This is a genomic window from Cupriavidus taiwanensis, from assembly GCF_900250115.1.
GTDB classification, from domain to species: domain Bacteria; phylum Pseudomonadota; class Gammaproteobacteria; order Burkholderiales; family Burkholderiaceae; genus Cupriavidus; species Cupriavidus taiwanensis_B.
The window spans coordinates 1,671,392-1,687,593 of sequence record NZ_LT984803.1 but is presented as its reverse complement, the minus strand read 5'-3'; the positions used below and the strand labels follow the sequence as shown (position 1 = coordinate 1,687,593).

Here is a 16,202-nt window from a genome sequence, read left to right as displayed (position 1 = left end):
CTGTCCGACCACCCCATCTTTGCCTTCATCCCGCCACCCGCCCCGCGGTGCGGCCGGCAATGCGGCGCGCGGCCGGCTCGCAGGCGCCGGCCGCGCACCCCGGCAACGGTTGATGGTGGCAGGCATGGCGCTGCCGCTGCTGATTGCGCTGCCGCTGCTGGCCGCGGCGCTGGCGTGGCTGATCGGCACGCGTGCCGCGCGGCTGCTGGCACCGGTCATCATCGGCCTGCCGCTGGCCGCGCTGCTGCTGCTGCTGAGCCTGCGCGGCGAGGTCTTCGCGCAACCGGGCCACGCACTGGGCTGGCGCGTGGCGTGGCTGCCGGCGTTGGGGCTGGACTTGTCGCTGCGCCTCGACGGCCTGGCCTTCCTGTTTGCGCTGCTGGTGCTGGGGGTGGGGCTGCTGGTGATCCTGTATGCGCGCTACTACCTGGCGCGCAATGAATCGGCGGTGCGCTTCTTCTGCCTGCTGCTGCTGTTCATGGCGGCGATGCTCGGCGTGGTGCTGGCCGGCAACCTGCTGTTGCTGGTGGTGTTCTGGGAACTGACCAGCATCCTGTCGTTCCTGCTGATCGGCTTCTGGTCGTGGCGCGCCGATGCGCGCCAGGGCGCGCGCATGGCGCTGGCGGTGACCGGCGGCGGCGGGCTGGCGCTGCTGGCGGGGGTGCTGCTGCTGGGCCATATCTGCGGCAGCTTCGAGCTGTCGGTGGTGCTGGCGCAGGCCGGCAAGGTGCAGCACCACCCGCTGTACCTGCCGATGCTGGTGCTGGTGCTGCTGGCGGTGTTCACCAAGTCGGCGCAGTTTCCGTTCAGCTTCTGGCTGCCGCACGCGATGGCCGCGCCCACCCCGGTCTCGGCCTACCTGCACTCTGCCACCATGGTCAAGGCCGGCGTGTTCCTGCTGGCGCGGCTCTATCCGGTGCTGGACGGCACCAACAGCTGGTTCTACCTGGTCAGCATGACGGGGCTGGCCACGCTTATCGTCGGCGCCGGGCTGGCGCTGCTGCAGCGCGACCTGAAGGGCCTGCTGGCGTATTCCACCATCAGCCACCTGGGCCTGATCACGCTGCTGTTCGGCCTCGACACCCAGCTCAGCACGGTGGCGGCGATCTTCCACATCATCAATCACGCGGTGTTCAAGGCTTCGCTGTTCATGGCCGCCGGCATCATCGACCATGAAACCGGCACGCGCGACCTGGACCGCCTGCGCGGCCTGGCCCGCTATATGCCGCACACCGCGGTGCTGGCCATCGTGGCGTCGCTGTCGATGGCGGGAGTGCCGCTGTTCAACGGTTTCCTCAGCAAGGAAATGTTCTTCGGCGAGACCCTGGCGCAAGGGCTGCTGGGCGAGTTCAACTGGGTGATCCCGGCGGCGGCGACCATGGCCGGGGCGCTGACCATGGCGTATTCGCTGCGCTTCATCTACGGCGTGTTTTTCGGCGGGGGCCAGCCCGACCTGCCCAACTACCCGCCGCACGAGCCGCCGCGCTTCATGAAGGTGCCGGTCGAGTTCCTGGTGGTGATCTGCCTGGTGGTCGGGCTGGTGCCGGCCTACACCGTCGGCGACCTGCTCGCGGCCGCGTCGCTGGCGACGCTGCGCGCGCCGCTGCCCGAGTACAGCCTGAACCTGTGGCACGGCGTCAACCTGCCGCTGATGATGAGCCTGGTGTCGATGGCGGGCGGCGCGACCCTGTTCTTCCTGCGCCGCGACGCGCTGCGGCGCTGGCAGCAGGCGATCGAGCACCTGAGCGCGCGGCGCTCGTTCGAGCATGGCATGCGCGCGCTGGAGCGCTTTGCCGCGGCGGTCACGCGCTGGCTCGAAGACGGCTCGCTGCCGACCTATATCGCCTGGATGCTGCTGGCGATGCTGGCAGTACCGGCGTATTTCCTGGCCGACCTCGCGGCGCTGGCCGGCAGCGTGCCGGCCGGCGCCATCGACCCGATCGGCGCCGCCACGCTGGCCTTGCTGGCGCTGTGCGCCATCGCGGTGGTGGCGGCGCACCGGCAGCGGCTGCTGGCGCTGGTGCTGCTGAGCGGCTGCGGGCTGATGGTGTCGCTGGTGTTCCTGCGCTTCTCGGCGCCGGACCTGGCGCTGACCCAGATCTCGGTCGAGGTGGTGACCATCCTGCTGCTGGTGCTGGCGCTGTTCTACCTGCCGCGCGAAACGAACGACCATCCGCACGACCATCCGCGCGCCGGCCGCCGCCTGCGCGACGCCGTGCTGGCGCTGGGCGGCGGCACGCTGCTGGCGGTGGCGGCCTACGCGGTGATGACGCGGCCGTATGACCCGGTGTCGGCGTTCTACATCGAACAGTCGGTGCCGGGCGGCGGCGGGCACAACGTGGTCAACGTGCTGCTGGTGGACTTCCGCGGCTTCGACACGCTCGGCGAGATCTGCGTGCTGCTGGTCGCCGGCCTGGCGGTGCAGGCGCTGCTCAAGGGCATGCGCCTGCCGACGCCGTCGGCGGCTCCCGACGGCCTGCCGTGGACCAGCCAGGCGCATCCGCTGCTGCTGGCGATGCTGGCGCGGCTGATGCTGCCGCTGACGCTGCTGGTGGCGGCCTTTATCCTGCTGCGCGGGCACAACCAACCGGGCGGGGGCTTTATCGCGGCGCTGATCACCTCGGTGGCGCTGCTGCTCCAGTACGTCGCCAGCGGGGTGCGCTGGACCGAAGCCCGCATCGCGCCGGACTACCGCGCCATCGCAGGCGCCGGCATCGTGCTGGCGGGGCTGACCGGGCTGGGCAGCCTGGCCTTCGGTCATCCGTTCCTGACCACCGCCTTCGGCCACTTTCACCTGCCGGGCATCGGCGAGGTGGAGCTGGCCACGGCCATGATCTTCGACCTGGGAGTATTCTGCACCGTGACCGGAACCACGCTGGTGATCGTGTCCCACCTGGGCGTCCGCAACCTGCCGCCGGCACGGGCCACGGAGGACGACTGATGGCCGCGCTCTACGCCATCGCCATCGGCGTCCTGAGCGCCGCCGGCATCTATTTGCTGCTGCGCGAGCGCGTGTTCACCGTGGTGCTGGGGCTGACCCTGCTGTCGTATGCGGTCAGCCTGTTCCTGCTCGGCATGGGGCGCCTGTCGATCGGCCGGCCGCCGGTGATCGCGCCGGGCGCGAGCTATGCCGATCCGCTGCCGCAGGCGCTGGTGCTGACCGCCATCGTCATTGCCTTCGGCATGACCGCGTTCGCGGTGGTGCTGGCGCTGCGCTCGCTCGGGCTGACCGGCAGCGACCATGTCGACGCCGCCAGCCAGCCGGAGGCGCGCGACGGCCACGCCGCCGCAGGCGGCGCCGCTGGCGACAAGGAGCCGCGGCCATGAACCATGCCGTGCTGCTGCCCATCCTGATCCCGATGTTCGCCGGCGCGCTGCTGGCGGCGATGCCGGCCCAGCGGCTGCACGCGCAGCGCCTGGCCAGCGCGGTGCCGACGCTGCTGCTGGTGCCGGTGGCGGTGCTGCTGCTGCGCCATGCCGCCGGCGGCGAGATCGCGGTCTACGCCATGGGCAACTGGAGCGCGCCGTTCGGCATCGTGCTGCAGCTGGATCGCACCGGCGCGATGATGCTGGCGCTGACCGCGCTGCTGGCGCTTGCGGCACTGGCCGCGGCGGGCGAGGGCACGGCGCGCCAGGGGCGGCACTTCCACGCGCTGTTCCAGTTCCAGCTGATGGGCCTGAACGGCGCGTTCCTGGCGGGCGACCTGTTCAACCTGTTCGTCTTCTTCGAGATCCTGCTGATCGCTTCGTACGCGCTGCTGGTGCACGGGGCGGGGCGCGCGCGCGTCGGCGCCGGGCTGCACTACGTGATCCTGAACCTGGTGGCGTCGTCGTTCTTCCTGGTCGCGATCGGCGTGCTGTACGGGCTCTCGGGCACGCTCAACATGGCGCACCTGGGCCTGCGCCTGGCCGGACTGCCGGCCGCGGACCTGCCGCTGGCGGTGGCCGCGGGCGCGATGCTGATGCTGGTGTTCGCGCTCAAGGCGGCGCTGTTCCCGCTGTACTTCTGGCTGCCGCGCGCCTATGGCAGCGCGGCGGGGCCGGTGGCGGCGCTGTTCGCCATCATGACCAAGGTCGGCATCTACGCCATGCTGCGTTGCGATGCGCTGATCTTCGGCGGCGCGCAGGGGCTGCTGGGGCCGTTCCTGCAGGACTGGGTGTTCGCGCTGGCGCTGGCCACGCTGGCGGTCGGCGCGCTGGGCGCGCTGGCCGCGACCGCGCTGCGCGCCATGACCAGCTACCTGGTGGTGGCGTCGGTCGGGCTGCTGGCGGCGTGCGTGTCGATGCAAAGCCAGGCCGGCTGGGCCGCGGCACTGTACTACCTGCTCAGCACCACGCTGTGCACCGCCGCGCTGTTCCTGCTGGCCGATGCACTCGAGCCCGAAGCCGCGCGTGCCGACGGCGCGCCGGTCATTGCCTCGCGCCTGGCCGGGCTGCTGTACCTGGTGGGCGTAGTCGCGGCGGTGGGGCTGCCGCCGCTGTCGGGCTTCCTCGGCAAGGCCATGATCCTGCGCGCCACGCCGGCGCCGTGGATGCCGCTGCTGTGGCCGGCGGTGCTGGGCTCGAGCCTGCTGCTGCTGATCGCGGTCTCGCGCACCGGCACGCGGCTGCTGTGGCGCCTGCCGCATGAGGCGCAGCGCATTGCCGAAGGCGCCGAATACCTGGATGAAGACCATCCGGGCGCGGCGCGCCTGCGGCTGCGGCCGGATGCGCGCAAGCTGGCCTGCTGCATGCTGCTGCTGGCGGGCAACCTGGCGCTGACGGTGGGCGCGGCTCCGGTCAGCGACTACGTGGCGGACGCCGCCGCGCAACTGCTGGACCGCGCCGCCTACCTGCGCGTGGTGCTGCCCGGCGAGCGGGGCGCGCCATGATGCGCCGTCTGCTGCCCCATCCCTGGCTGAGCGTGATCCTGCTGCTGATGTGGTTGATGCTGGTGCAGAGCGTGGCGCCCGGCCACTGGCTGCTGGGCGCGGCGCTGGGCTGGGCCATCGGCCGGCTGGCCGACCGCTGGCTGGTGCTGGGCGCCTTCCGCCTGTCGCGCCCGGACCTGATCCTGCGCCTGAGCTGCCACGTGCTGATCGACATCGTCAAGGCCAACCTGGAGGTGGCGGTGATGGTGCTCGGACGCACCGCGCGGCTGCGCCCGGCGTTTATCGTGGTGCCGCTCGACGTCGAACACGAACTCGCCACCACCGCGCTGATCAGCATCGTCTCGCTCAGCCCCGGCACGCTGTGCGCCGAACTGAGCGACGACCGCCGCGCCTTGCTGGTCCATGTGCTGGATCTGGAGGAAGAGGCCGCGCTGGTCGCGCTGATCAAGTCGCGCTATGAAGCCCCGCTCAAGGAGATCTTCCAATGCTTGCCATCGTGATTCCGGTCTGCCTGGTGATCCTGGGCCTGGCCTTCCTGCTGACGCTGCTCCGGCTGCTGCGCGGACCGAGCCTGCCCGATCGCATCGTCGCGCTCGATACGCTCAACATCAACGCCATCGCGCTGATCGTGGTGCTGGGCATCAGCCTGGATTCCGCGGTGTTTTTCGAGGCCGCGCTGCTGATCGCGGTGATGGGCTTCGTCGCCACCGTGGCGCTGTCGAAGTACCTGCAGCGCGGCGATATCATTGAATACTAGGAGCCAGGCCCATGCTGCATCCCATTGCCGAATTCATCGTCTGCGCGCTGCTGCTGGTGGGCAGCGCATTCATGCTGGTCGGTGCCATCGGCCTGTTCCGGCTGCCGGACTTCTTCATGCGCCTGCATGGGCCGACCAAATCGACCACGCTCGGCGTGGGCGGCGTGGTGCTGGCTTCGGTGGCGTATTTCAGCTTCCGCGGCGACGCCAGCCTGCATGAGCTGCTGGTGACCGCCTTCCTGTTCCTGACGGCGCCGATCAGCGCCCATATGCTGGCCAAGGCCGCGCTGCAGCGGCAACTGCCGGTAGACCCGCGCACGCGAGGGAGCGGGTGGATGCCGCGGATTCGTGATTGAGTGGAAGCCGGTGTCCACGGCATGCACTTGTTGAGCGCTTTTCTCCCCTCTCCCGCTCGCGGGAGAGGAGCGGGGGTGAGGGCCGGCGCATCCACGAAGTAACCGCATCAATCCGTGCGCACCTGCCGGATCCCCTGGCATTCAGCGACGAACGCTATTTCTCCTCGATGCGCGCGCGCAGCCGTTGCGCATCGAACGGCGCCTTGACCTTCTTGTCGTTATCGAAATAACAGTAGATGTCGCGATGCGCGGCTGCGCGGGGCCGTTTCGGCGAGATCCGCTGCGCGTCGGCGGGCTCCCCGCCATTGGCCCACTTGACCAGCCGCGCGGCCCAGCGGTCCAGCGCCGCATCGGAATAGGCGCCGCCATACAGCGTCTCGGTGCCATGCAGGCGCAGGTACAGGAAATTGCTGGTGACGTCCTCGGCATAGGGCCAGTCGGCCACGGCGTCGGAGATGACCAGCGCAACCCGGTGCCGGCGCAGCAAGGCCGGGAATTCCGGCGTGCAGAAGCTGCCGTGGCGGATTTCCACCGCATGCCGGATCGGGCGCCGGCGCCGGGTCTCGCACCACGGCTCCCTGACCTTGCGGTTGTGCTGCCGCGCCAGTTCGCGCGCGCTGTGCGTGTCATGCGGAATCAGCGCCAGGAAGCGTTCCATGCGCTCAGGATCGAAGCCGAAGTTGGGCGGAAACTGCCACAGCACCGGCCCCAGCTTTTCCTCCAGCGCCAGCACGCCGGAGGCAAAGAAGTTGGCCATCGCCGGCCGCGCCGAGTCGTCGCGAAAGCGCAGCATGTGGGTCAGGTAGCGCGGGCCCTTGACGCTGAAGACGAAGCCCGGCGGCGTGGCCTCATGCCAGGCGCGATAGCTTTTCAGCGTCTGCAGCGCGTAGTGCGAGCCGTTGATCTCGATGGTCTCGACCGCGCGCGACGCGTATTCGAGCTCGCGCCGCTGCGCCAGTCCGTCGGGATAGAACACGCCGCGCCAGCCGGCATAGCGCCAGCCTGAGATGCCGATCCGGATCATCGTGATGCCCGTGGTCTGTACATTTTGCAATCGACGGCGCCGCGGTTCATGCGGTGGATCCCGGGCTTGCGTCGCGGGAGCCTGGCGAAGCCGTTCTCGCAGGTTTGTTCTCGCAAGATTCGCGCCTTGCCCAGACATGGGCATTTACCGCATTTCAATACGGTCACGGCGTCTCTTGACGCCGTATTTATGTCGAAGTCCCTATCGTGGCGGGGCGTCCGGATGCGTACGCGCTCCTCAATCCGCCACCTTCGACCATGACCTTGCTTCGCACCCCCGCCGGCCGCCACGCCGCAACTGCCGCGCTGGCCGCCGCCCTGTGGCTGGCCGGCGCCACGCCCGTACTGGCGCAAGCCACCGCCAACGCGGCCGGCCCCGCAGTCCACATTGTCAGAGCCAACCTCGCGCTCGCCAGCGACTACCGCTACCGAGGCCTGACGCAAAGCGGCGGCCGTCCGGCCCTTCAGGGTGGCTTCGACTACAGCCATGCCAGCGGCTTCTATCTCGGCAACTGGAACTCCAGCATCAGCTGGCTGGGTGACAGCCACCCGGACGTATCCGCGCCGATCGAGATGGACTTCTACGGCGGCTATCGCCATGCATTTGGCGACAGCGGCTGGAGCGCCGACGCGGGCGTGCTGCAGTACTACTATCCGGGCAGCTATCCCGACCGCTACACCAGCCCTGATACCACCGAGCTGTACGCCGGGATCGGCTATGGCCCAGTGACGCTGAAATACTCCTACGCGCCCACCAACCTGTTCGGGCTGGCCGACAGCCGCCACAGCTGGTATGCCGACCTGTCGGCCAACGTCCCGCTCGGGTTCTGGGGGCTGACGCTCAACGCGCACCTCGGCTACCAGAAGGTGCAGGTGGCCGCGGCCTCGTACGCTGACTGGAAGCTTGGCCTGACCAAAGACCTGGGCCACGGCTTCGCGCTGGCGCTGGCGTATCTCGATACCAATGCCGACCGGGCGGTATACACCAGCGCCAAGGGGCGCTACCTTGGCGGCGCCACCGTGTGGGGCTCGCTGAGCAAGACGTTCTAGCGGGCCCGGTTTACATTCCCCTCGATGTGTCCTACACCCAGTCAGGCGACCCGGCGACTTTGCGGCCGGGCAGGCAAGGGGAGGACGGCGCCATGGGCATGCAGCAGCAGGACAAGGTCTTTGCCGGCGCGATTGCCGAGGTCTACGAGGCGCTGATGGTGCCCATGATCTTTGCGCCCTATGCCGCCGACCTGGGGCGGCGCATCGCCGCGCTGCGGCCGCGCCGGGTGCTGGAGCTGGCCGCCGGCACCGGGGCGCTGACCCGCGAGCTGGCCGGGCGCCTGCCGGCGGACACCCTGGTGGTCGCCACCGACCTCAATGCACCGATGCTGGCGCGCGCGCAAGCCGCGGGCACCGCGCGCCCGGTGCAATGGCGCGAGGCCGACGCGATGCGCTTGCCGTTCGACGACGCCAGCTTCGACCTGGTCGCGTGCCAGTTCGGCGCGATGTTTTTCCCGGACAAGGGCAGGGCCTTCGCCGAGGCCCGCCGCGTGCTGGTGCCGGGCGGCACGCTGGTGTTCAACGTCTGGGACCGGATCGCGTTCAACGCCTTTGCCCGCGATATCACCGCGGCGCTGGCCACGCTGTTCCCCGAGGCACCGCCCGATTTCATGGTCCGCATTCCGCACGGTTACCACAGCCAGGCCGCCATCGAGCAGGACCTGCGCACGGGCGGGTTCACGGCGGGCGCGGTGTTCGAGACCGTCCCCGAAACCAGCCACGCCGCCGCCGCGCGCATCCCCGCCACGGCGTTCTGCCAGGGCACGCCGCTGCGCACCGAGCTGGAGGCGCGCGGGCCGGACACCCTGGCGCGCGCGACCGGGCACTGCGAGCGGGCGCTGATCGAGGCCTACGGCACCGGGCCGCTGGCGGGCCCGATGCAGGCGCACGTGGTCATGGTCGCCGCGCCCTGAGGCGAGCTCCGGGCTGGTCACGGCCCGCCAGGGGTGCGCAAATCGCCGCTGGCACCGATACTGTCGCCACAGGCGTCCGCCAGTGCTTCACGACGACCGCAACCTCGGACACATGGCATGAACCCCTTGATCATTTCCGCATCGGTGGCACCGGGCATCGGACTGGCGATCGGGCTGGAGCGCGAGCGCAGCCAGGCGGCCGACCGCGGCAGCGACGCGCCGGCCGGCTTGAACCTGGTGCGCATGGTCCGCTACCATCTGCCGGCGTCGCCGGGAGGTCCCGGCGCGCAGCTCGGACGATGAGGACCATGCCGCTTGTACGCTTGCTCCCGCTAGGCCTGCTGCTGGCCCTGCTGCCGTGGCTGCTGTCAGGGTGCGATTTCCTGCGCGGCTACGCGCAGGGCGAATCCGCCGTGATGCGGGACTTCCGCGCCGGCGGCGCCGATGCCGATGCCGATGCCGCCATCGGCGCGATGCGCTTCGTCTTCGACGATTTCGGCGGCCTCAGCACCGACACGCTGGAAACCAACGCGCTGCCGTGGAAGCTGGCCACCGCGGCGCTGCTGGTCGCGGGCAATGCCGATGCCCCGGTCACGCCGGAGCGCCTGCGCCGGGCACTGCGTGAATTCGGCTTTATCTATCCCGATACGGTCGTCAACTGGCCGGGGGCGCGCCAGCCGCGCTTCGACAAGCCGCTCGGCGTGGTCAGCGGCATGATCGGCCGCGCGGTCCCGACGATCCGGCTGGAGGTGTCCAACCTGGGCTGCGCCGCCTGCCATGCCGGCGTGACCTACGGCGCCGACGGGTATCCCGCGCGCAGCGTCTGGCTCGGGCTGCCGAATACCTCGCTCAACCTCGATGCCTTCGTCGCCGCGGTCTATCAGGCGGTCAAGCGGGTCCGCGCCGACCCGCAGGCGCTGGTGTCGGCGATCACGCAGCTCTATCCCGACACCAGCGCGCAGGAGCTGCATACGCTGCGCCAGTTCGTCTGGCCGCGGCTGGTGAAGCGTGTGGCCGAACTGGAGGCGAATGGCGATGCGCCGCTGCCGTTCAGCAACGGCGCACCCGGCAGCACCAACGGCGTCGCCGCGCTCAAGTTCCAGTTCCACCTGCTGGCCGCGGGCACCGCGGCCAGCGGCGCCACCTCGATCCCGGAACTGGGCCAGCGCAACCTGCGCACCTCGCTGCTGTACGACGGCGTCTATGCCGGCAAGGGCACGGCGCGCTTCGCACCGGCGCTGCCCGAGGCGGCCGGCGATGCCGCGCGCCTCGCGCCGATCGTCGCCTTCTTTACCGTGCCGACCATGGGCATGCCACCCGAGCGCGCCGCCCGCGCGATTGCGCCGGTGGCGGACGTCATGCGCTTCCTGGCAGGCTACACGCCGCCGCCGTTCCCGGGTCCGATCGACCTGGCCCGCGCCGCGCGCGGCCGCGCCATCTATGGCGCGAACTGCGCGCACTGCCACGGCCGCTACAGCGAGCACGCGCAACGCCCGCGCCTGACGGACTTCCCCAACCGGCTGGTGGCGCAGGCGGACCTCGGCACCGACCCGACGCGCTGGCAAGCCATCGATGCGAGCCTGTTGCGGGCGATCGAGCGTTCCGAGCTGGGCCGGCATATCGACGCCGCCAACACCGGCGGCTATGTCGCGCCGATCCTGTCCGGCCTCTGGGCCACCGCGCCTTACCTGCATAACGGCTCGGTGCCGACGCTGTGGCACCTGATGCATCCGCAGGCGCGGCCCGCGCGCTTCTGGGTGGGCGGGCACGCGCTCGACTACAGCAAGCTGGGCATTGCCGGGCAGCCCGATGCGCAAGGGGACTGGGCCTATCCGGCGGGCTACCGGCCGTGGTCCGCGCCGATGCGCTACGACACCGCGACGCCCGGGCGCAGCAACCGTGGCCATGAGCGGGAATTTTCGATGCTGGCGGAACACGAGAAGGAGGCGCTGCTGGAATTCCTGAAACTGCTCTAGGCCTCTGCGGGCCAGCTTGCGTCATCGACGAGCAGTTCGGCCGCGGGCAGCCGCGCGCTTTGCGCCACGCCCGCCGGCGCGGGCCCGCAGCGCATCACGTTGACCAGCCGGTTGCCGCGCGGCAGCCGCTGGCTTTCCGCCAGCAGCGCCGCATGGCCGGGGGAATCGGCCAGTGCGGACATCGGCACGCCGGCCAGGCCATGCGCGGTCATGGCCAGCCAGAACCGGTACCAGTGCCGGCCCAGATCGAAATTCGACACCTCCGGGCTGGCGTGGATCAGCACGATCCCGGCCGCGCTGCGGATCTTCGCGCTCTCGCCAGCCAGCATGCCGGTCAGCGACAGCGCGGACAGCCACCGCACCACGCCAGGCCGCAGCGCCATCGACGCGCCCCATGCTTCCCAGCGCGACAGCGCCAGGCACGGCGCCGACAGGCCATCGCGCCGCCACTGCGGATGGTCCGGCGACAAGCGCAGCCAGCGGTAGAGTTCGTCGGCGAAGCCCGGCATGGCGAATGCCGCCGCCGCGGCCTCGTCGTACCATCGCGCGATCCCGGCGCTGCTGTGCTCGCTGGCGGGCATGACATGGGCGGCGTGCGCCGCCACGCATTGCGCCAGCGCGGTGCGCTGCGACGGACTCGCGCCACGGAATTTGCCGCGATAGGCGTGGCGCTGGTCGACCTGGACGGCAAGCGGATCGGTGTGCGCGCCGGCCGCCATGGTGGCCGTGGCCGCGATGCGCAAGCCTGGCGAGGTGCAGGGATAGGGCAGGGGATGCACCGCGGGCCGCGCCAATCCCACACCGATGGTCGACAGTGCCATCGCCATGCCTTCCCACGCCATCCCCAGTGCGATCTGGTTGTCGCGTCCGGTGGGATCGCCCACCGGCAGCCAGCGGCCCGGATCCTCCAGCAGCGCCACCCGGTCGCCCTTGAAGTGCCAGCGCGCCGGCTGGATATTGTGCGCGCTGGGCGCGCGGCCGGCCTGTGCCACCAGGATGAGTTGCTGCGCGCGGGTAAGCATGTCGCTAGATCGCCTTGCGGAACAGGTTGAGCCGATGCAGCGGGCTGGCGCCGATCTTTTCGATCTGCCTGAGGCTGGCGCCGTTCGTGTCCGAGACCCAGCTGATGCCCAGGTGGGTGTAGCCGGCCCCGCGCATCGCGGCCACCAGGTGATGCAGCATCACGCCATTGACGCCAAGCCCGTGGAAGTCCCGCCGTACCGAGAAAAAGAGGATGGCCGCGCGCTGGCGGCGGGCGCGCAAGCGCAGCAGGTGCCACGGCGTGGCCAGCTTCAGCCGGAAGCCGGTGGCGCGCAGGAACGGGTTGAGGTCCGGCACGCACAACAGCACCCCGACCGGTTCGCCATTGCAGCTGGCGACATACGACAGCCGCTCGTCGATGATCCACATCATGCCGGCGCAGGGATACAGGAATTCCGCTTCGGTCAGCGGCACGAACATCGGGTTGTCGGCAAAGCCGTCGTTCAGCACCGCACAGGCCTGGCGCAGGCGTTGCTCGAAGCCGCGCCGGCGGATCGGCGTGAACTGCCAGGCGGGGTCGTCCAGCAGCGCGCGCTGCTTGTCCCCGATCAGTCGCTCCGGATCGCAGCCGCGCACGTCGAGTTCGAAGGTGCGCATCGGAAAGAACGGCTCGAAGCCGCATGCCACGAGCAGCCTGGCGATATGCGGTGGCGTGTATTCCTGGTAGGTGTAGGGCGCATGCGCGAAGCCATCGGTGACGATGCCGATCATCTGCGTGATGGTCAGGTTGAAACTGCCGGCCAGTTCGTCGCAGCCATGCCGCCTGGCCCAGTCCGCCGCGGCCTCCAGCAGCGCCTGCGCGACCGCCACGTCGTCGATGCAGTCGAACAGGCCGAAATAGCCGCGCTGCAGCCCGAAGCGCTGGTTGGCGGCATCGTGGACATGCGCCAGGATCCGGCCCACGATGCGCCCGCCGCGATGCGCGGTGAACCAGGTGCGCCGCGCAAATTGCCGGAACAGCGGGTTCTTCGCCGCATCCAGCGCGCGCGCCAGGTCGCCCTTCATCGGCGAGACGAAGTGCGTCGCGTGGCCATAGCAGGCAAAGGGCGCCTCGAAGAACGCGTCGAAATCGCCTTCGCGCAAGGTCACCGTCATGCGGCCTCCCGCTGGCCGAGATGGCGCGCCAGGCGCAGGATCACCGCGGCGCGCAGCTCGCCGATGGCCGCGTTGGCGCCTTGCGGCAGGTTCAGCAGCACCACCTGCGCGGGCCGGCGCGTGACCAGCAGCGCATGCGTCATCTGGTGGCGCGCGAGCAGGTCTGCCAGCTGCTCCGCGGCTTCGATCCGCTGTCCGGTGCCGCTTTCGGCGGCATTGTCGGCGCCGTTCCCGGCCCACGCTCTCGCTTCGCCGATCGAGACCGGCTCGCGCCGCCTGCCGGCGATCTCGAACAGCGCGTCCAGCGCATAGCCGGCCAGCTCCGTTTCGCCCAGCACCACGTGATCCGCGGTCTGCGGCAGGCGCCTGAGCGAATGCAGGAAGCCTTCCGGCGTATCGAGCCGGGCGTGCAGCAGCCAGCGCAGGAAGGCACTGCCATCGCCCGCCAGCGAGACCGCGCGGATGCGCACGAAGATGGCGGTCAGCAGCACCCAGGCCATGGCCACGGGCATGCCGCGCAGGCCGGCCTCGGCAAAGCCCGGACCGGGGCCGTGCGTGGCCAGCGCCATCACGCCGGCCAGCACCGCCGCGAACACCAGCGCCGCGGCCATCTGCGCCAGCAGCCCGCGCACGACCCGCTGCGATTCCGACAGGTGCAGGAACACATAGACGAACGCCAGCGCCCCCAGCGCGCCGAGGCGCACCGGCACCTGGCCCAGCTCTTCGCGGAAGTCGGTGACGGCAAGCGGCAGCGCCAGCACCACCACCACGACCACCGCGCGCGCCAGCCGTGCCTCGTTGGCCGACAGGTCGGCCTCGCGCAGCCACAGCAGGAACCAGCCATTGCTGGCCGTGACCACGGCAAGGCAGGCCAGCAAGGCCAGCAGCAGCGGGGCATTGCCGGCCAGGTCCGTGAACAGGTTGAGGGTGAAGAACAGCGCCGACACGCCCAGCGCCAGCCCCTTCAGCCACAGCGGATGGTGCCGCCGCAACAGGTGTTCGGCGAACAGGGTCATCGCGATCGGCAGCAGCGTGGCCGCGGCGAACACCAGCTGCGCCAGCCACGCGGCGCCGAACAGCCAGGCAAAGCCCCGCACCGCCAGCAGCGCGGTCAGCACGCCGAACAGGAACAGGCCCGTGCCGGCGCCGGCCTCGCGCCGGCTCCACAGGAAATGCAGGTAGAGCCCGCAGCCGGCCGCGCCGAGCCAGGTCACGGCCACATCGCTTGCGAGTGCGTCAATCACCGTCAGCCACCATCCCGCATCAGCCTCGCCATGAAGCGCCGCACCAGCGCGCGCATGGCCCATGCCGACAGCGGATGGCGCGGCCGCTCGACGCGCAGGCTCCAGGGATTGAAGAAATAGCCCCGGCAATCGGCCAGCCGCGGCCGCCCCAGCACCAGCTTGATCGCTTCGAACGCCATCAGGTTGCCGGTGGTGATCACCATCGGCGCGAACGACATGCGCTTGCGCTTGCCGCTCAGCAGTTCCCGGGCCAGGTCCAGTTCGACATGGCGCACGGAGCTGGAGTGGACCATCACGTATTCCAGTTCCTTGCCCAGGCAGGCCTGGCGCAATTCCGGCGTCAGCGCCTTCCAGTCCACGCCGGCGGTGGCATAGCCCAGCCGTTCCTCCGGCCGGGGGTCGTGCGGGCGCACCACCGTGACCGAGGGCAGGGGCGAGGTATAGGCGTCGATCACGGTGGCGCCGTGCTCGCGGGCCTTGCGGTAGAGCGCGAGCCCCGCGGCGATGTCGTCCATGCCGTTGACCACGATCTTGTAGCGGCCGAGCAGGGCATCGAGGTGGTCGGTCCACTCGGCACCGAAGGTCTCGATGGCAAGCTCCGGGTTGATGCGGCGGAGCTGCGCCACGGTGGCCTCGACCTTGTCCACGCCGACCGTGTCCAGGCTGGCGAAGACCTGCCGGTTCAGGTTGGACATGTCGAAGGCGTCGAAGTCCGCCAGCGCAAAGCGGCCGATGCCGATGCGCGCCAGCGCCTGCAGGCAGGCGCCGCCCATGCCGCCGACACCGCAGACCAGCACCTGCGCCTGGCGCAGCTGCCGCTGCTCCGCCTCCGTGACGAAGCCGATATTGCGGGTGGTGAATTCCTGGTACGAGAACGGCGCCGTCATGGGCTCTTCCTTGCGCGCAGGTCGCCCATCGGCTCGCGCGGGTTCAGCCAGTGGAACAGCGGCAGGGCGATGCGGCCCACCGCGAGAAACGCCACCTGGTACAGGATGGCGGGCAGGGAGTCGCGCGGCACTTCGCGCAGCAGGTACTTGCGCGCGCTGGCCAGGTCCAGGCAGGCAATCTGCAGGAAGTCGTCGCCGCGCCGGTAGTCGAGTTCGCGCCGGCACAGTTCGTTGGCGCGCGCGTCGCGATGCTTCGGCGCCTCGTCGAAAGTCTTCTTCAGGTTGTCCGAGCCGCCGGTGTAGGCATCGGTGATGACGAAGCGGGCCTCGTCGAAGCCCGCGGCCCGGTCGACGCCAAACACATGGCGGTGCGAGCGCATGATCTCGCGCGCCACGCTGAGGTGCTCGAAACTGCGGCGCGATGGCGCAAACGGATTCGGGTAGGCGGAGACGAACACCTCGGCCACCTTGCCGATGATCGCCGGCACCTGGGTCACGTTGCTGATCCAGACCGGGCGCAGGCCGCGGCGGAAAAACAGCAGGATGCAGGTCAGCCCGTACAGCACCCAGGACAGCCCCTGCGTGCGATAGCCCGGATCCACCATCACCAGCCCGAGGTGGATCGCTTCCACCGGCCCGCCGCGCAGCTCGATCGGCATCACCGAGAGCGCATTGAAAGCGATGGCACGGCCACTGTCGCGGTCATAAAGCAGGGTGATCACGGCCCGCCGCAGCCTTTCCGGATCCCCGGAGAGCACGCCGTAATCCAGGTCCTTGCCAATGCCACGCTGCACGATGCCGCGCATCTCGGCCAGCATGGCGTCGAGCCGGGCGGACTCCATCCACATGCCGGGCCGCTCCACCACCCGGATCCGCACCGTGCGGCTGGCGTTCAGGCTCAGGTCGAGGTAGCGCAGCCGCTGGCGCAGCCGTGGTCGGATACGCCCGAGGAGTTTGAGCATGCAGGGTTGGCGCGGTGCCTTGTTCT

Annotated in this window: 16 protein-coding genes; 10 read left to right on the top strand and 6 right to left on the bottom strand. The window is 70.0% G+C overall.

Annotation, left to right across the window (positions count from 1 at the left end; translation table 11 throughout):
* The first annotated feature begins 124 nt into the window (after positions 1–124).
* The 6 genes from CBM2586_RS08030 to CBM2586_RS08005 are packed head-to-tail and all read left to right on the top strand — an operon-like array spanning position 125 to position 5,984.
* Positions 125–2,941 carry a monovalent cation/H+ antiporter subunit A gene (locus CBM2586_RS08030; protein ID WP_115688696.1) on the top strand — a complete coding sequence of 939 codons (2,817 nt, stop codon included), beginning with the start codon at positions 125–127 and terminating at the stop codon, positions 2,939–2,941.
* Positions 2,941–3,327, top strand: coding sequence for a Na+/H+ antiporter subunit C (locus CBM2586_RS08025; protein WP_115662103.1), 387 nt, complete (start codon positions 2,941–2,943; stop codon positions 3,325–3,327). The genes CBM2586_RS08030 and CBM2586_RS08025 overlap by 1 nt, the downstream gene beginning before the upstream one ends.
* Entirely contained in the window at positions 3,324–4,871 is a 1,548-nt protein-coding gene (locus tag CBM2586_RS08020) for a monovalent cation/H+ antiporter subunit D (protein ID WP_115687198.1), read from the top strand. The genes CBM2586_RS08025 and CBM2586_RS08020 overlap by 4 nt, the downstream gene beginning before the upstream one ends.
* Positions 4,868–5,371, top strand: a complete 504-nt coding sequence (locus tag CBM2586_RS08015) for a Na+/H+ antiporter subunit E (RefSeq protein WP_115687197.1) — start codon at positions 4,868–4,870, stop codon at positions 5,369–5,371. Before CBM2586_RS08020 ends, CBM2586_RS08015 begins: the two co-directional genes overlap by 4 nt.
* Positions 5,356–5,628 (top strand): K+/H+ antiporter subunit F, encoded by a 273-nt coding sequence (locus CBM2586_RS08010; RefSeq protein ID WP_115662106.1) that lies wholly within the window; start codon positions 5,356–5,358, stop codon positions 5,626–5,628. The genes CBM2586_RS08015 and CBM2586_RS08010 overlap by 16 nt, the downstream gene beginning before the upstream one ends.
* An 11-nt stretch (positions 5,629–5,639) precedes the next feature.
* Positions 5,640–5,984 (top strand): Na+/H+ antiporter subunit G, encoded by a 345-nt coding sequence (locus CBM2586_RS08005; RefSeq protein ID WP_115662107.1) that lies wholly within the window; start codon positions 5,640–5,642, stop codon positions 5,982–5,984.
* Between the two features lie 154 nt (positions 5,985–6,138).
* Here CBM2586_RS08005 and CBM2586_RS08000 read toward each other — a convergent pair whose 3' ends face one another.
* Positions 6,139–7,008, bottom strand: a complete 870-nt coding sequence (locus CBM2586_RS08000) for a DUF72 domain-containing protein (protein WP_115663746.1) — start codon at positions 7,006–7,008, stop codon at positions 6,139–6,141.
* Between the two features lie 257 nt (positions 7,009–7,265).
* Between CBM2586_RS08000 and CBM2586_RS07995 the strand changes: the two genes are divergently transcribed.
* The 4 genes from CBM2586_RS07995 to CBM2586_RS07980 all read left to right on the top strand — a co-directional run bounded on the left by CBM2586_RS07995 (position 7,266) and on the right by CBM2586_RS07980 (position 10,947).
* Complete coding sequence (locus CBM2586_RS07995) at positions 7,266–8,057, top strand: TorF family putative porin (RefSeq protein WP_115687196.1); 792 nt, start codon at positions 7,266–7,268, stop codon at positions 8,055–8,057.
* A gap of 92 nt (positions 8,058–8,149) precedes the next feature.
* Complete coding sequence (locus CBM2586_RS07990) at positions 8,150–8,971, top strand: class I SAM-dependent methyltransferase (protein ID WP_115662109.1); 822 nt, start codon at positions 8,150–8,152, stop codon at positions 8,969–8,971.
* Positions 8,972–9,088: 117 nt separating this feature from the next.
* The gene (locus CBM2586_RS07985) at positions 9,089–9,274 is read left to right on the top strand and encodes a hypothetical protein (RefSeq protein ID WP_115687195.1); all 186 of its coding nucleotides are present in this window, start codon (positions 9,089–9,091) and stop codon (positions 9,272–9,274) included.
* 5 nt (positions 9,275–9,279) lie between these two features.
* A complete protein-coding gene (locus CBM2586_RS07980) occupies positions 9,280–10,947 on the top strand; it encodes a c-type cytochrome (RefSeq protein ID WP_115687194.1) in 1,668 nt (555 codons plus the stop codon).
* Here the strand turns inward: CBM2586_RS07980 and CBM2586_RS07975 are convergent.
* From CBM2586_RS07975 to CBM2586_RS07955, 5 genes are read right to left on the bottom strand one after another with little or no spacing between them, the layout of a single operon-like run.
* Entirely contained in the window at positions 10,944–11,969 is a 1,026-nt protein-coding gene (locus CBM2586_RS07975; RefSeq protein WP_115687193.1) for a hypothetical protein, read from the bottom strand. The two genes, CBM2586_RS07980 and CBM2586_RS07975, sit on opposite strands and share 4 nt — an antisense overlap.
* A 4-nt stretch (positions 11,970–11,973) precedes the next feature.
* Positions 11,974–13,083, bottom strand: a complete 1,110-nt coding sequence (locus CBM2586_RS07970) for a GNAT family N-acetyltransferase (protein WP_115687192.1) — start codon at positions 13,081–13,083, stop codon at positions 11,974–11,976.
* Positions 13,080–14,327 (bottom strand): hypothetical protein, encoded by a 1,248-nt coding sequence (locus CBM2586_RS07965; protein ID WP_115687191.1) that lies wholly within the window; start codon positions 14,325–14,327, stop codon positions 13,080–13,082. The genes CBM2586_RS07970 and CBM2586_RS07965 overlap by 4 nt, the downstream gene beginning before the upstream one ends.
* Before the next feature lie 2 nt (positions 14,328–14,329).
* Positions 14,330–15,214, bottom strand: a complete 885-nt coding sequence (locus tag CBM2586_RS07960) for a HesA/MoeB/ThiF family protein (protein WP_115687190.1) — start codon at positions 15,212–15,214, stop codon at positions 14,330–14,332.
* A complete protein-coding gene (locus CBM2586_RS07955) occupies positions 15,211–16,176 on the bottom strand; it encodes a hypothetical protein (protein ID WP_115687189.1) in 966 nt (321 codons plus the stop codon). The genes CBM2586_RS07960 and CBM2586_RS07955 overlap by 4 nt, the downstream gene beginning before the upstream one ends.
* Positions 16,177–16,202: the final 26 nt, after the last annotated feature.

Bases quoted from the DNA above. Each gene is read 5' to 3' on its own strand.
- CBM2586_RS08030 (WP_115688696.1), top strand. From the start codon at position 125: ATGGCGCTGCCGCTGCTGATTGCGCTGCCGCTGCTGGCCGCGGCGCTG.
- CBM2586_RS08025 (WP_115662103.1), top strand. From the start codon at position 2,941: ATGGCCGCGCTCTACGCCATCGCCATCGGCGTCCTGAGCGCCGCCGGC.
- CBM2586_RS08020 (WP_115687198.1), top strand. From the start codon at position 3,324: ATGAACCATGCCGTGCTGCTGCCCATCCTGATCCCGATGTTCGCCGGC.
- CBM2586_RS08015 (WP_115687197.1), top strand. From the start codon at position 4,868: ATGATGCGCCGTCTGCTGCCCCATCCCTGGCTGAGCGTGATCCTGCTG.
- CBM2586_RS08010 (WP_115662106.1), top strand. From the start codon at position 5,356: ATGCTTGCCATCGTGATTCCGGTCTGCCTGGTGATCCTGGGCCTGGCC.
- CBM2586_RS08005 (WP_115662107.1), top strand. From the start codon at position 5,640: ATGCTGCATCCCATTGCCGAATTCATCGTCTGCGCGCTGCTGCTGGTG.
- CBM2586_RS08000 (WP_115663746.1), bottom strand. From the start codon at position 7,008: ATGATCCGGATCGGCATCTCAGGCTGGCGCTATGCCGGCTGGCGCGGC.
- CBM2586_RS07995 (WP_115687196.1), top strand. From the start codon at position 7,266: ATGACCTTGCTTCGCACCCCCGCCGGCCGCCACGCCGCAACTGCCGCG.
- CBM2586_RS07990 (WP_115662109.1), top strand. From the start codon at position 8,150: ATGGGCATGCAGCAGCAGGACAAGGTCTTTGCCGGCGCGATTGCCGAG.
- CBM2586_RS07985 (WP_115687195.1), top strand. From the start codon at position 9,089: ATGAACCCCTTGATCATTTCCGCATCGGTGGCACCGGGCATCGGACTG.
- CBM2586_RS07980 (WP_115687194.1), top strand. From the start codon at position 9,280: ATGCCGCTTGTACGCTTGCTCCCGCTAGGCCTGCTGCTGGCCCTGCTG.
- CBM2586_RS07975 (WP_115687193.1), bottom strand. From the start codon at position 11,969: ATGCTTACCCGCGCGCAGCAACTCATCCTGGTGGCACAGGCCGGCCGC.
- CBM2586_RS07970 (WP_115687192.1), bottom strand. From the start codon at position 13,083: ATGACGGTGACCTTGCGCGAAGGCGATTTCGACGCGTTCTTCGAGGCG.
- CBM2586_RS07960 (WP_115687190.1), bottom strand. From the start codon at position 15,214: ATGACGGCGCCGTTCTCGTACCAGGAATTCACCACCCGCAATATCGGC.
- CBM2586_RS07955 (WP_115687189.1), bottom strand. From the start codon at position 16,176: ATGCTCAAACTCCTCGGGCGTATCCGACCACGGCTGCGCCAGCGGCTG.